Source organism: Pedobacter sp. FW305-3-2-15-E-R2A2 (assembly GCF_038446955.1).
GTDB lineage: Bacteria > Bacteroidota > Bacteroidia > Sphingobacteriales > Sphingobacteriaceae > Pedobacter.
The window spans coordinates 2,727,467-2,741,354 of sequence record NZ_CP151803.1; the positions used below are offsets into that span (position 1 = coordinate 2,727,467).

General features: G+C 40.0%; 10 protein-coding genes. 5 read left to right on the top strand and 5 right to left on the bottom strand.

Translation table 11 applies throughout. The features are described from left to right. Positions 1-73 precede the first annotated feature (73 nt). Together AAFF35_RS11440 and AAFF35_RS11445 are read right to left on the bottom strand one after the other, a co-directional pair. Positions 74-673 carry a hypothetical protein gene (locus tag AAFF35_RS11440; RefSeq protein WP_342332618.1) on the bottom strand — a complete coding sequence of 200 codons (600 nt, stop codon included), beginning with the start codon at positions 671-673 and terminating at the stop codon, positions 74-76. A gap of 127 nt (positions 674-800) precedes the next feature. After that, positions 801-1,499: a DUF1826 domain-containing protein gene (locus AAFF35_RS11445; RefSeq protein WP_342332619.1), complete on the bottom strand. Its 699-nt coding sequence runs from the start codon at positions 1,497-1,499 to the stop codon at positions 801-803. 233 nt (positions 1,500-1,732) lie between these two features. Here AAFF35_RS11445 and AAFF35_RS11450 point away from each other — a divergent pair, with 233 nt between their 5' ends. Beyond that, complete coding sequence (locus tag AAFF35_RS11450) at positions 1,733-3,466, top strand: glycoside hydrolase domain-containing protein (protein ID WP_342332620.1); 1,734 nt, start codon at positions 1,733-1,735, stop codon at positions 3,464-3,466. A gap of 102 nt (positions 3,467-3,568) precedes the next feature. Here AAFF35_RS11450 and AAFF35_RS11455 read toward each other — a convergent pair whose 3' ends face one another. Then, entirely contained in the window at positions 3,569-3,790 is a 222-nt protein-coding gene (locus tag AAFF35_RS11455) for a hypothetical protein (protein WP_342332621.1), read from the bottom strand. Positions 3,791-3,994: 204 nt separating this feature from the next. Between AAFF35_RS11455 and AAFF35_RS11460 the strand changes: the two genes are divergently transcribed. The 4 genes from AAFF35_RS11460 to AAFF35_RS11475 all read left to right on the top strand — a co-directional run bounded on the left by AAFF35_RS11460 (position 3,995) and on the right by AAFF35_RS11475 (position 11,000). After that, positions 3,995-4,840, top strand: a complete 846-nt coding sequence (locus AAFF35_RS11460; RefSeq protein ID WP_342332622.1) for a class I SAM-dependent methyltransferase — start codon at positions 3,995-3,997, stop codon at positions 4,838-4,840. A 736-nt stretch (positions 4,841-5,576) separates the two neighbouring features. After that, positions 5,577-7,037, top strand: a complete 1,461-nt coding sequence (locus tag AAFF35_RS11465) for a DUF3375 domain-containing protein (RefSeq protein WP_342332623.1) — start codon at positions 5,577-5,579, stop codon at positions 7,035-7,037. Next, a complete protein-coding gene (locus AAFF35_RS11470; protein ID WP_342332624.1) occupies positions 7,034-7,606 on the top strand; it encodes a DUF4194 domain-containing protein in 573 nt (190 codons plus the stop codon). Before AAFF35_RS11465 ends, AAFF35_RS11470 begins: the two co-directional genes overlap by 4 nt. After that, positions 7,599-11,000, top strand: a complete 3,402-nt coding sequence (locus AAFF35_RS11475) for an SbcC/MukB-like Walker B domain-containing protein (RefSeq protein WP_342332625.1) — start codon at positions 7,599-7,601, stop codon at positions 10,998-11,000. Before AAFF35_RS11470 ends, AAFF35_RS11475 begins: the two co-directional genes overlap by 8 nt. Before the next feature lie 16 nt (positions 11,001-11,016). Here AAFF35_RS11475 and AAFF35_RS11480 read toward each other — a convergent pair whose 3' ends face one another. Together AAFF35_RS11480 and AAFF35_RS11485 are read right to left on the bottom strand one after the other, a co-directional pair. Further along, a complete protein-coding gene (locus tag AAFF35_RS11480; protein ID WP_342332626.1) occupies positions 11,017-12,897 on the bottom strand; it encodes a patatin-like phospholipase family protein in 1,881 nt (626 codons plus the stop codon). A gap of 74 nt (positions 12,898-12,971) precedes the next feature. Beyond that, positions 12,972-13,874: a class I SAM-dependent methyltransferase gene (locus AAFF35_RS11485; RefSeq protein ID WP_342332627.1), complete on the bottom strand. Its 903-nt coding sequence runs from the start codon at positions 13,872-13,874 to the stop codon at positions 12,972-12,974. Between the last annotated feature and the right edge of the window lie 14 nt (positions 13,875-13,888).

Consider the following 13,888-nt stretch of genomic DNA (forward strand, 5'->3'; position numbering starts at 1 on the left):
ATTAATCCTTAGGAAAAGCCTGAGATATAAAAATGATAGCTAATAAAAGCGGGTAAATTATTTCCTGCCTGTTTTAACGGCTGGTTTTATAGTTATACCAGGAACCTTTTTCGTCAAGAATTTTTAAATAGCTGTCATATGGTTCATTAGCGTGATAAAGTTGATACAGCTGATCAGTCAGCGCTGTGAGGAAGTTAAAGAAAATTGAAAAGTCTTCTTTTGAGTTGTAAAGCCCGCCCCACTCATTCAATACCCAGTTTAACGTTTTTCCATCCCGGCTGGTGATCGAAAATTCCAGGTGAGGAGTATCATCATCTGTTTTTTTATAATGGTCGAGCTGCAGTCCCCCCAATAGCCCGATTTCCCTTACAGGAACCTGAATGGAGTGTATTTCCGAAAATAAAATAGCACCGAAACAGAGGCTGGTAAAGCCGTCTTTACTTAGTGAAACAGTTTCTGTCGACTGCCTTTCGGAGGCCGCTTTAAACAGCCTGTAAATCGCCACTAACATTAAAGGTAAGAAGATCAGCAATAGCCAGGGTGGGAAAAGTGGGTCCGAATGCGTTAGAAAAATGCTGATCGTTAATGGAATAGTTAGCAGCGCGGTAAAAAACCAAAACAGAATAGTGGAGGTTTTTTTACTATTATTAAAACGGAAGCGATAGGTATTCATCAATGACCAAAATACAAGATGTTTATTATAAAAACAAAGTAATCCGATATCTTTGTAGCTTATTTATAATCCGATATTCTTGTTTTTTTGTATCGGAAGGGGAAAACCCTGTATATATAATCATCATTTAACAAATCAGAAGCAATCGATATTCACCGTCATTTTCTGCAGGTGCCCGATGAACGCATGGCAGCACTTTTTGTTCAGGATGATCTACTGCTAATTTCCAAAGGTGCCCTAACCCTAAATTTATTGGCTGGGCATTGGGTTTCGGTTGATAATGCAGGTCAAAATAATATTCCTTCAAAAAGGCTTCAAATTCTGCTTCTGAACCGTTATGTAATTCTTGGAGCTTTTCCCGGATTTCAGGAATCAATATTTTTTGTTCAACCTGATTATTGGGTAAGATGTCACTTGCAGCACCATAATAGGTGCATAGAAATGTATCCGTTCCAATGGTCGAACGATCTACATGATAAGAATATACATCTGTTGAAATGAAGTCTAGCTCTTCATCCCGTTCGTAGCTTTTAAGTAAGTTGAGTGAAGGTGATGCTCCGAAATCTGCTAATAACTGCAAATCGGTTAAGATAGTTTCCCTTGCTAAATTGCCTTTTTCTGATAACTGAAGCGCTAAAAGGTCTTCAATGGAAACTTCTGTAATGTTCTCTTTTAATTGAAGTTTAGACACGATTTCTTTAAAATCTCCAGCTAAATCTCTGGACCAGCAAATGGCATTCACAGCACCTTGAAAATTGGTATTTACAAGGTCATAAAAAGTAGAAACCGCTCCAGTTTGATGGTTGTTGGAAGATTTAATTTTCATATTTTAGAATGAATAATTTAGCCGCTTAATTCTTTGCAAGAATAAGGAATAGGTTTGTAGATCATGCTAAACTTTCTTTTTTTATAGAATTTCTTCAGCGCTATAGCCATAAAAACGATGTCATTAAAAGAATCCAATTCGAAACTATATTGTTACATTAAAGCAAACGCTTGCGTAACAGACTTGATGCAATAGCCATTCTGCCTTCTTCTCTAAATGGCTAACTTAGCGTTATGAAGCATCTGTTTTTTATTGGTCTATCCTTTTTATATTTAAGTGTTAAGGCACAGGACGCAAGTTTGGCTTTGCAAAAGAAGCCTATGCTAAGTTCGCAAACTATTGACAATCAATGGGCTAAAGTGCCCGATGGATTAAATGTAAGTTTTGCTTCTTCCAATACACGTTTTGCAAGAGAATTACCACCCAAATTGAGTGTAGAAATGAGGTGGGAAGCAAAAGCCTGGAAAGGCGAAAAAATACATACACAACTGCTGGCCTGGGCAAACAAAAATGAAAACGAGATCAGTTTCCAGGTTTACGAGCTGAAAGACAAACAAGGCAACTTCATTAAAAAAGAAAACATTACGGTTGGTTTTTTAACGTATGTCATCACCGATGAATTCAAAAATGGCTGCGGCTATCGGAAAGCACAGGATTTCGATTCTTCGTATGTGGCGGATATGATTGATACAAAAACTACATCTACAATGCTGGCGAAAAACAGTACCCAACCAATTTGGCTAAGTATCAAAGTTCCGGCTAACACAATCCCCGGAGATTATAAAGGCACAATTAAGATAAAAGGAGATAAGGATTACTCATTACCTATCATTGTTCAGGTATTGGACAAAACTCTTCCTGGTCCTGACAAATGGAAATATGATCTGGATCTGTGGCAACATCCGGCAGCTATAGCACGTACGCACCATACACCTCTATGGGGCGCTGAACATTTTTCATTGATGAAAGATTACTATCAGATGCTGGCTGATGCTGGCCAAAAAACCATTACCGCAAGTATCGTAGATGAGCCCTGGGGACATCAAACCTACGACGATTATCCAAGCCTGATTAAATGGACTAAGAAAAAGGATGGAAGCTGGAAATACGATTATAGTTTATTTGATAAATATATAACCTTTGTGATGGACTGTGGCATTACCGAACGCATCAACTGTTACAGTATGGTGCCTTGGAAAATCGCTTTCAGCTATTATGACGAAAATTCTCAAAAAGAGGCTGTTTTTACAGACGCTATCGGTACACCGGCTTATAACACTTTCTGGAAAACGATGCTTATTGATTTCGCACAACATCTGAAACAAAAAGGTTGGTTCAGCAAAACTTATATTGCAATGGACGAAAGACCGATGGACGCCATGAAATCGGTCATAAAATTATTAAAAGAGACCGATAAGAACTGGAAGATTGCATTGGCAGGAGAGTATCATCCCGAAATAGAACAAGATATTGACACGTACTGCATCGCTTCAAAATGGGATTTTCCATTGGCCACTTTGGAAAAGCGTAAACAACTGGGTAAAGTAAGTACCTGGTATACCTGTTGTACTGAGCCTTATCCAAATGGGTTTACTTTCTCCTCTCCGGCAGAAGGAGTCTGGATAGGCTGGTACACGGCAAATAAAAGTATGGATGGTTATTTGCGTTGGGCTTATAATAGCTGGACTAAAAATCCTGTGTCAGATAGTCGCTTTACGGCATGGCCAGCCGGAGATACCTATCAGGTTTACCCCGGACCATTTAGTTCTATGAGATTTGAAAAACTAATTGAAGGGGCTCAGGATTTTGAAAAAATCAACTATTTAAAGTCACTTTATACGAGAAATAAGCAGACCGAACAGCTAAATGAGCTAAATAAGGCTTTGGAAATTTTCGATATTAAATCATTGTCCGGTACCACTGCTGAGGAAATGCTGGGGAAGGTAAAACCGCTTCTTAATCAATAACTCATTCAGAATGCCTTCTCTTGTAGTTAAACTTAAACTTTATGGGCATGGCAATTTTTAAAAGAACAATTTCAGGAGGTTAACGGGATTCATTAATAATCTCTAAAACACATTAAAAACGTCTCGTATGATGGGCTTAATAGTGTTAGTGATGGGTTTAACATCAACACCAAAATCAAAATCGTTTGCACCGATTTCAAGTACTTTAACACCAAAGGATTCATCAATAATAGTGACATGAACACCAAGACTGCCTTGAACTTGTTTCATTTCGGTATCGTTCATTTCCTGAATACCAAGGCCTTTTAATTCTAAATTTTTCATAATTAAGGGAATTTTACTGAGGTTCATACACTGTCGAAGGCTTTTCTGGGACTGTCTGTGGTTTACCAGGCCTTGGTACCAATATACCCTTAGTTAACTAAATTTAATTCATTCAAGTTGTTCATTTGCTTTGATATTCAATAAGATGGAGTTGTGGTGATGATATGTTATGTATCTTCATTGCGATCTAAAACCCTATTTTGTATGAATGATTATATTAAAACAAATGTTCCCCTTACCTCTGCTTTGGTACTACAACAATCGAAGTCCGTATACACTTCTGAGTTGGAAAAAAGGTATCTCGAACATATAGACTTCAGCGAGGTAATGGCAGTCAGTGAGCAGATGAATGCAGTTACTACTGTAATTAGTAATGTGATTTGCTTACGAAGAAATTATATAAGAAAAGTACTTTTGGAACAACTGCTTTCAAACGATGAACAACAGATATGCATACTTGGAGCCGGACTGGATCCGCTATCAATTTTTCTATTGGAACACCAGACAGATCGGATTAGCAATATTTTCGAGGTAGATGGGAGTGACTCTATCCTGATTAAAGCAGCAATTTATTCGGATTTGATTCCAAAGACTGATCAACCTCATTTTATTCAATGTAATTTAACGGATACCGACTTACTTATGGAGATGTTGTTACTAAAAGGATATCAGCCTGAAAAACCTACTATTGTTGTTCTTGAAGGAGTTGTTCACTATATCCATAATCAGGAATTTGTTAAACTAATGCAACAGTTTGAATCTGAGGGTAAGCACAACGTAGTAATTATGGATTATAGCCTTGGTGATATTGATATTCCTGAAGATGTCCTATCTCTTCACCATACGATTATAGATATGTTTGAAAAGTTCATAAAGACTAAAGTGAACCTGAATGCCAGGAAAGAAATGACCGTAATTCTGGATGGTTTTGGAGCGACTGAACTCCGGGTAGATGGGATGAAAGATGTGGAATTTCAGTTGAATGGGAATAATTTATTATTTCCTCAGCAAGGTGAAGGGGTGTTGGAAATGCTTGTTTTTAACATCTGATCTTCTGTTGCTGTAAATAATATGCTTGTGATATTATATTGATGAATCTGCAAATGCCTGAAAAGCGGTTCCAAGAGGTAACCATTATAGCGCTGACTGCTAATAATAGGGTAGAATTGAATATTTTTAATTCTTGAAAATTGTTTATATGATTTCATATTTTGCGATTTAATACATTATTAGTTAATTATTATTTCTTAGTGAAATGCCATGTGTCACAAGTGTGGGTTCAAATCAAATTTCGTATATTTGATTTTTATAAAAACAATGTAATTAGGGGGCAATTTTAAGATGATCTATTTTACATGTTTGATGTTTTAACTTATTTTTAATCAGGGTGTTATTGGTGAATTTTAAATGGTGATTTCTGGGCTCTGGTTCCATCCCCATCTTCATAACTGAATGATAATCAATAGTTGCCACTTGCTTCATTGGAAAGTAAGTATGCAGAATTGCCACAAAGCATAAAAGGTTAAATATAAAGTAAGTTGCTGTAAATCAATGATTACAGTGGATTGCCTTGTTTGTGTCCTGTGGAGAGTGTTTTGGTCATTTTTATACTTCGGTTAGGACTTGGATAAATTTGTGCATCCGTAAAAATCAAGCATAAAATTTCGCCTCAATGACCTCTAAATACAAGTAATTTACCTTAAAGTGGGAGAGGTGATGAATACTGCGTTTTTCTTTGGAAACTATTTAGTTTTTGAAGATAATTTTTTAAAGAATTTAGCACATTATGATAAATAGTGACAAAATATTAGAAGTTTTAAATACCTCACCCAGTGTCGATATTTTAAGACTTCGCAACAGGGAAATTCTCATTGTCTTTTTAATTGAAACTTTTATAACGGGGCAAACGGTGGTGTCATCTGACCAAATCCACAATAAATTGACTGATTATCTTGATTTTAAACAAATCGAACAGGACGAGGATATTGAGTTGGAGGCGTTTGATACCTACGAGGTAAAGGCCAGGAAATACATTAGAAAGTGGACTGATAGTGGTTTTTTGACGAATTATCAGGACGACAAAGGAGAGGTGTTTTACGAAATGTCGGCCCATGCCAGTAAAACTATCGATTGGCTGACGAGTTTAGAAAAGAAAGAGTTTGTAGGTGCTGAATCGAGGTTTAAGGATCTTTTTAGTCAGTTACGGGATTTGGTTGAATTTACGGATGATGACCTGCAAAAGCGTGTGGAGTTGCTTGAACAAAAGAAAGCTGAAATTGATCAGCAGATCAATGCACTGCGCAGTGGCGATGGCGTAAAAGTATATGAGAATTTTGAGATTATACCACGTTTTAACCAATTGACCCAATCTGCAAAGGAACTGCTTTCAGATTTTAAGGAAGTAGAAGACAATTTCAGGGAAATTACCCGTCATATTTACTTAAAGCATTCAGAAGGAAACCTGACAAAAGACCATATACTTGAATTTACCTTCGATGCACTAGATGAGCTGAAGGAGAGTCAGCAAGGTAAAAGTTTTTACGCATTCTGGTCTTTTTTGCTTAATCCTGACTTGCAGGAGGAATGGGGTAACCTGAGTAAATCGCTGTTCAACAGGATGGAGGATAAGGAAATCCCGGTAAAGGATTTCTTCCTGAAAGACATGAAGAAATTCTTACATTCTTCCGGGCAGAAGGTGTATAAGGCCAATGATAAGATGGCGGAGAAGCTGGGCCGTATCATCAGAGAGAGTGAGCACTCCAAAGTGCATGTCACCCGTAACCTGATTCACGAGATCAAGACAATGTTGATTGAAATCGGAAAGAAAAGGAAGAAACCGGATGTGGGTTTTATGCTCGAAACCGAGCCAACGATCAACCTGCCATTTGAACGCAAACTGACTTTTGATCAAACCGAAGAAGTTACGTATAAAAACAAACCTAAACGAGCAGATACAGATTTTCTTCAGGCCGAAAACCTGGTCCGGCTTTTTGGAAAAAAACGTGTGGACCGGGAGGCAATCAGAAGCCGGATAAAGCAGGTTTTGGCAGATAAACCACAGGTAAGTCTGGCTGAAGTGATTGAGCTAAGTGGCGGAATTGATGATGGCCTGCCGCAATTGTTTGGTTATTTATCGGTGAGTAAAGATTTTAAACATACCATTAACAAGGACAAGGTGGAACGGATCGTGTTTGACCGTAAAAGCCTCAAGTCCATTCATATACCAGAAGTAATATTAACGAAATGAGTAATTTGAACAATCACCTGAAACCATATTCGAAAGCAGTAGTGAAATTGCTGAAACATGGGACAGTGTACAGTAGTGCAGCTGTGTGGGAAGAGTTGTTGTACTACCAGGAAGAGATTCAGGAGTATGTAAATGTGATAGGACTCGAGCTGATCATGAGGAAAGACGAGGGATTGGCCTTCGTTACTCAGTTTGAAGACGAAGAAGGAAATACACTGGGACTGGTGAGCCGCAGGCAAATAGGTTTTGAAACTTCTATTGTATTGGTGGTATTGAGACAGTTGCTGGAAGAGTTTGACAACAATCCGGTCCAGATACAGACGACTGAAAAGTTGATCAGCCATAGCGGTATACTGGAAGAGGTGGAACTGTTTTTACCCGAAAAATACAATCGGGTTAAGCTGCTGCAGGAAATGGATAGCAGTATTAAAAAGCTAACGGAATTTGGATACCTGAAAATCGTAAAACAAGAAGCCAATCCTTTGTATCAGATTCAACGTGTAATAAAAGATAAAGTGACCATAGATATATTAAAAGATTTTAAATTGAAGCTGGAGGAGTATGTATAGTTTGTTTAGCACAAGTTCGGACAAAGCAGGGTTCAGGCTTCAATATATGGAAGTATACAACTGGGGTACTTTTGATGACCAGATCTTCCGGATTTCACCGAAAGGAAACAATTCCTTGCTTACCGGGGCAAATGCATCCGGAAAAAGTACTTTTATTGATGCCTTGCTGACTTTGCTCGTTCCTGTTAAAAATGATCGGTTTTATAACCAGTCGTCGGGAGCAGAAAAGAAGGGCGACCGGAATGAAGAAAGTTATGTTTACGGTCATTATGGCAATATACAAAGAGAAGGGGAGCACAGTACCACCACTCAGAAATTGCGGGATCATACTGCATATTCGGTTTTACTGGCTTGTTTCGAAAATACCGACGGACAGGTAGTCACCTTATTCCAATTGCGTTGGTTTAGCAATAACGAGTTGAAGCGTTCTTTTGGAATCGCCCGGATACCGCTTGAAATTGAAAAGAACTTTACGCCTTTTGACGGAAAAGGGAATTGGAAAAAACGTCTTGAAAAATTATACAATACCGGAATTCAAAAAAAGCGGATTGAGTTTCAGGATGGGCCGGTTAAATATGGGGAACGCATGGCGCAATTGCTGGGCATGCGTTCTGTAAAAGCATCGAGTTTATTTAACCAGGTAGTAGGCGTTAAGGTTTTAGACGATCTAGATGATTTTATCAGGGTAAATATGCTGGAACAACTGGATGCTGAATATGAATTTTTACAGCTGAAAGATAACTTCATGACGCTGATGGATGCCAAGGTAAATATTGAAAAGGCTAAAGAGCAGATTGCTCAATTGATTCCTATTCATGAACTGGCGGTTCAGCTCGAGGAAACGGCTAAAAAGCTAAAAGTTCTTGAATCAGACCGGGAAATCGCAGTGTATTGGTTTACTGCAAAGGGAGCTGAACTTACCGCCATTGAATTGGAAACGCTGAAGTTAAAGATGGCAGTATTGAATGATGAAATTGCTGCACTGAAAGTTAAGGAGGAGGATTTAAAAATTCAGGAACGGGATCTGGCCATAGCGATTGCAAATGACGAAGTAGAAATACAACTTGAAAAACTTGTGGAAGAGATAACCAGGTTAGAGCGCGATCGTGACCGCAGTAAATTTCGTGCGGACAGCTATAATGGCCTGGCTTTGGGCCTTGATTTACCCAAAGATCCAGACCGTTCTGCCTTTGAAGAATCAAGGCTGCTGGCCGAACAAAAGAAGAAAGATTGTGACACTCAGCGACTGGTGGAAGATGATTTAATGCGCAGTGCCCGCAACGAAGAAGATGAACTTAAAACCGAGGTTGAAGGATTGGTGGCAAGGGTACAATCTCTTCAGAAGAGTAAAAATAACATCTCGGGGCGTGAAGCAGATATCCGTGAAGATATACTGGCACACATTGGTGCCACAGCGGATGAATTGCCTTTTATCGGTGAGCTGATCAGGGTGCGTGAGGAAGACAGTCAGTGGGAGCTGGCCATCGAAAAGGTGCTTCATAATTTTGCATTGCGGATTGTGGTACCTGAAAAATATTATAAACAGGTGAATGCTTATGTAAATAGCACCAATCTGCGGGGCCGCATTACCTATCAGCGTTTCCAAGGTCATACCTCCATCGGCAGCATGCGTCATCGGTTGCAGGACGATAACCTGTTGGTAAATAAGCTTGAATTTAAAACCTCAGGCAATTACGCGGAATGGTTGGAAGAGATGGTTACCGGGCAATTCGATTATGCCTGTGCGGAAAGTCTGGAAGAATTTAACCATTTTTCTGAAAAAGCGCTGACCAGAGAAGGCTTGATCAAGGGGGTTAAAGGAAAACACGAGAAAGATGACAGGGCCCATGTATCCAAACGGGAAAATTTTGTTTTGGGCTGGGACAATAAAGAAAAGATCGGACTACTTAAAAAGGAGCTGGAACTGCTCCAGGTACAACAGCAAAAGAATCTGGAACTCCTCAAAAGATTGGCTAATGGGCTTTCGGATATTGATTTAAAGAAGGAGAAATTGTCTTCATTTTTATCCTTGTACCAGACTTTCGATGACATCAACTGGGCAGTGTTTGCAACGGAGATCCAACAGAAAGCCACGATGAAACAAAGCCTGGAGAAGGCTAACGATAAAAATCGTGTTTTAAAAGATCAGCTTACCGTGGTGAAGGGATTGCTTGCTGCAAACGGGCAGGCACTGGAAGTTAAAAATAAACAAAAATATAAGCAGGAAGATAAGCTGGAAGACTTACAACTTGAATTGGATGGGCATAAGACCACATTGGATATGTTTCGCGATAAACAAATTGATGTTGCCACATTTGAAGCTGCGCACCCTCAGCTTAAAGAGATTGACTATGCAAACTTTACCACTGCAAACGCAACTTTCAGAGAGCATATCCGAAATGAAACCACCCGTTTGGAAAAGGAAAGAAACAGCAAAGAGCATGTCATTGTCATCAAAATCAATGCATTTAAGCAGCCTTCGGAGGAAATCACACAGAAGTTTAAAGATTGGCGTGCCGATGTAAGTATGCTGCCTGATGCTTCAAATCTGGAGTTCATTACCGAATACAATACGTTTTTAAGGCGGTTGCAAGAGGATAACCTTCCGCGGCACGAGAAAAAATTTGACGAGTATTTACAGGAAACCATTACCAATAAGATTGCAGATTTCAGAATGTTTTTTGAAAACTGGTCTGATGCCATTAAAGAAAATATAAACGTGTTAAACGAAGCTTTGAGTGGTATCGACTTCAAGACCAATCCTAATACTTATATACAGCTGGTGGTGCCTTCAAAACTGAGTGAAGATGTTAAAGAGTTTAGGAACTTGTTACAAAAGGCCATCCCGAATGTTAAAGCGGCTGAAGGTCTGACAGATGTAAAGCGCATGCATTTTGAACAGCATATTGAGCCTTTGATCCGCAGACTTGAAAAAGAAGAGTGGCGTAAAAAGGTGATGGATGTGAGGGGCTGGTTTTCCTATAAAGCGGAAGAGTTCTATAAGGAAACAGGGACGAAGTTTAAGACCTATGAAAATATGGGGCAGTTGTCCGGAGGTGAAAAGGCACAATTAACTTACACCATATTGGGATCGGCCATTGCTTATCAGTTTGGCTTAACCAAAGGCGGTCTGCAAACCAATTCTTTCCGGTTTATCGCGATCGATGAAGCATTTAAAGCCCAGGACGAGGATAAAGCAAGATACCTGATCACTTTGTGTAAACAATTGCACCTCCAGCTTCTGGTGGTCACGCCAAGTGACAATATACATATCGTAGAGAACGACATTTCCTATGTTCACTTTACTGAACGTAGAAATGAGCGGAGCTCCTGGCTATATGACATGCCTATAGAACAGTTTTTGGAGGAACGTGAGCAATTTGAGGCAAACTAGCAATTTGCAGGGGGTGTTAATCCCCTGCAAGTTGATCGAAAAGGAAATAAGGATTTTCTTTAAATTGTAGAAAATCACGTTCCAGCTTGTTTTTTATACCGGCGAGTTCAGCGCTATATGTAGGATTGAAGGAGATGTTTTTCCTTTCCAGGGAAATGACATATTCCAGCAGATTGACGCAGATGCTGAATTGTCCGGTAGTCACAGTCTGTTTAAGGACCTCGTCTTTTTTCTGAATGGCATCATACCAGAGTGTGGTATCGGCTGCACGGGTGACATCAGCAATAGGGTGGATCTTTTCCAGCCCTTCCAGCAGGAGCTGTTTATCGGCAGGAGTGGGAACCCATTTTAAACGGTTTTTATTGTTAAACCGATTGTTTCTCGCCGCCATATTATAGGTGCTCAGTTCATAACTGAAGTTAGGTACCCGTCTGTTGTCCCATTGAGTGTCATCATAAAACATCTGGTAAATCAACCGCCTCACCTGTTTCAGGTTCACTTCTGATACCATCGTCATTCCTGAAGTTAACCTTGCTTTGATCATTTGTTCGAGTATGTTCAACCTGGTGAACTGAAGGTAACCTGCCAGTTTATCTGTAATGATTTTCGAGAAAATCTTTTGGAGGCCGAGTTTGATATAGAGGAATTCCTTTACATCAAAAGCAATCAGGTTGCTGATCAGTTTTTTGCCCGTAGAGGAGTAGACCACAAGGCTCGTCAGGATTGCTAACGTGGCGGATACGCTCGCTAGGATCACTGCGGCTAAACGGAGACCGGAAGGTTTAAAAATCCATCCCAATGCAGCAAATACAATAAAAGCAAGTCCGAACAGCAGGGGACTGCGCTTAATGTTTTTAGCTGTTTTTTTAAATTTGGTGAGGAAGTAATTCAGGTTTTGTTCCCGCCAGCCCTTCTTTTGTTCTACCACCGGGCTTTCATAGGCGTGCATAAAGTAACTCATTACATCTGTAACGATCATCAGGTCAAATGGGTCCGGGTTCACCCTGCGCTGTCGCTTTTTATCTGCCAGCATGAGGCTGTAGAGCCCCTGGTTATCCGTGATTCCTCCATCCATCAGTGCGAAGGAGCTGATATGACTGTCCTTCTGCTCTTCTGCTGTTAGGCCACCCTCCGGTTCAAAGGAGAGCGGAAAGCTTTTTTCATTGTAGTTTTCATAGTAAAGCGAGGTTTTTAAAGCTGCAGAGCTAAGTGTCTTTTCCGGCGAGTCCGAATAACTGAAATCTGAGGGGTAAACAACGGGTTCAAATCCTATTGGAAAACAGGAAGAAGCAGCCAGAACGTCTCCGAGTTTGATCTTTTTAAAGGTTTCCATCTGTTTGTTGTCAAACCATAGGTAGTTATTGCCGATCACCTGGTGCTGGTTGTCTGTACCATCCGTCTGGAAACGGAAACTCAGCCCGCGGTAAAACTCGGTACTGTTGAAGCAGACCTCCATCTTTTTTCTATAGGTTTTTTCAAAAAATACGGACATGGTTTGCTGTTTGAAAAAGACCTGATCATATGCCTTTGCAAAAGAATTGATCAGGTTCCGCTGTTTTGCATCAGCACCTTCCTGCCATTGACTTTCGTCGTTCAGCGTAGCCAATGCCAGCTCCACGACAGCCTCTCCATTGAGGTCATGGTACAACTTGCGATAAAAATCGGTAAATGGCACGTTTTGATGCAGTCCTGCGGCGAAAAGCATGGAAGTAATTGTCCCTCCCGAGGCTGAAGACATGAAGCTGATTCTTTCTGTCAGAGGTTTATCGTCAATTTTCAGGTAATCCAGGTAGCTTAATGTGCCCAGCGCATAAGCTGCAGCGCGGAAACCGCCACCTGAGAAAGCCATTCCAATGTTTTGGAAAGGATTTAATGTAATGAGCGCGTCGTTCGTCATTGTTTAAGAAGTTTGAGTAAGCGTTAATGTGGTAATATAAATAATTATTGATAAAAAAAATAGATTAATATGATTTACAGTGAGTTATGGTTTGTTGAGTAGAGGCTGAGGGCCCAATCTACACCAACAGAATCGGCAATTTTCTTTGCCTCAGTAATTTTGAACAGGTCAGATGTTTCAATGGCAGGAAAAACAGCACCGAGAAAAATGAGGTGTATGGTCAGTCCGGTTTCCCTGATAAATTGCGACAGACTTTGCATAAAAGGTCCGGATACATCTGCAGTAAAAGGTTCCCAAAAATAAAGGATCATATTTTCTTTTGGAAAGGAATACGCCAGGATATCTGTACATTCCAGCCGGATATCTTTACATTTTTGAGTCGGGGAATTGTACTTGTCCAGGTTGCCTTTAGCGATTTCTGTTAAATAAGAAGAGATTTCTATTCCTGTGATTTTTTGAAAGGGGTATTCGGAAGCGATCAGCAGGTTCCTGCCAAGTCCCGAACCGATGTCGACAAACGTGTATTTGTTATAGTCGATGCGGTGTTCTTTCAAAAGATGCATCGCTTCCCTTACAATGTTCACCGGACTTGGTGAATAACGGTAGGCGTTGACAAAGCGTTCGAGGTTAATGTCTTCCGGCAATTCATATTGCTCAAAAATGGTGCTGGTCAGCGTTCCGTACTTCTGGTCAAACTGATCTTCATTTTCCCTTCTTTTTGAATTTTCATGTGCCAGCTCTTTTGCATTGGCCCATTGAATCAGGTATTGAACTGCAGTTGCGGTATCATTAATTTCCAGAAACTGGTCTTTAATGAGGCTGAGGTTGTTTGCCGTATGCTGATCGGCAAGGCTTAACTCTTCATCGTAGATCTTTTGCACGATCTGTACCCTCATGTTTTCATCATCTGCTTCCAGAATTCGCTGATATTGGCTGTCTAATTTAGCGGCCAGTGAATTTAAAGTGTTTTGGTTCATAATAGGGGATTATG

Bases quoted from the DNA above. Each gene is read 5' to 3' on its own strand.
- AAFF35_RS11460 (WP_342332622.1), top strand. From the start codon at position 3,995: ATGAATGATTATATTAAAACAAATGTTCCCCTTACCTCTGCTTTGGTA.
- AAFF35_RS11470 (WP_342332624.1), top strand. From the start codon at position 7,034: ATGAGTAATTTGAACAATCACCTGAAACCATATTCGAAAGCAGTAGTG.
- AAFF35_RS11475 (WP_342332625.1), top strand. From the start codon at position 7,599: ATGTATAGTTTGTTTAGCACAAGTTCGGACAAAGCAGGGTTCAGGCTT.
- AAFF35_RS11480 (WP_342332626.1), bottom strand. From the start codon at position 12,897: ATGACGAACGACGCGCTCATTACATTAAATCCTTTCCAAAACATTGGA.
- AAFF35_RS11440 (WP_342332618.1), bottom strand. From the start codon at position 673: ATGAATACCTATCGCTTCCGTTTTAATAATAGTAAAAAAACCTCCACT.
- AAFF35_RS11445 (WP_342332619.1), bottom strand. From the start codon at position 1,499: ATGAAAATTAAATCTTCCAACAACCATCAAACTGGAGCGGTTTCTACT.
- AAFF35_RS11485 (WP_342332627.1), bottom strand. From the start codon at position 13,874: ATGAACCAAAACACTTTAAATTCACTGGCCGCTAAATTAGACAGCCAA.
- AAFF35_RS11455 (WP_342332621.1), bottom strand. From the start codon at position 3,790: ATGAAAAATTTAGAATTAAAAGGCCTTGGTATTCAGGAAATGAACGAT.
- AAFF35_RS11450 (WP_342332620.1), top strand. From the start codon at position 1,733: ATGAAGCATCTGTTTTTTATTGGTCTATCCTTTTTATATTTAAGTGTT.
- AAFF35_RS11465 (WP_342332623.1), top strand. From the start codon at position 5,577: ATGATAAATAGTGACAAAATATTAGAAGTTTTAAATACCTCACCCAGT.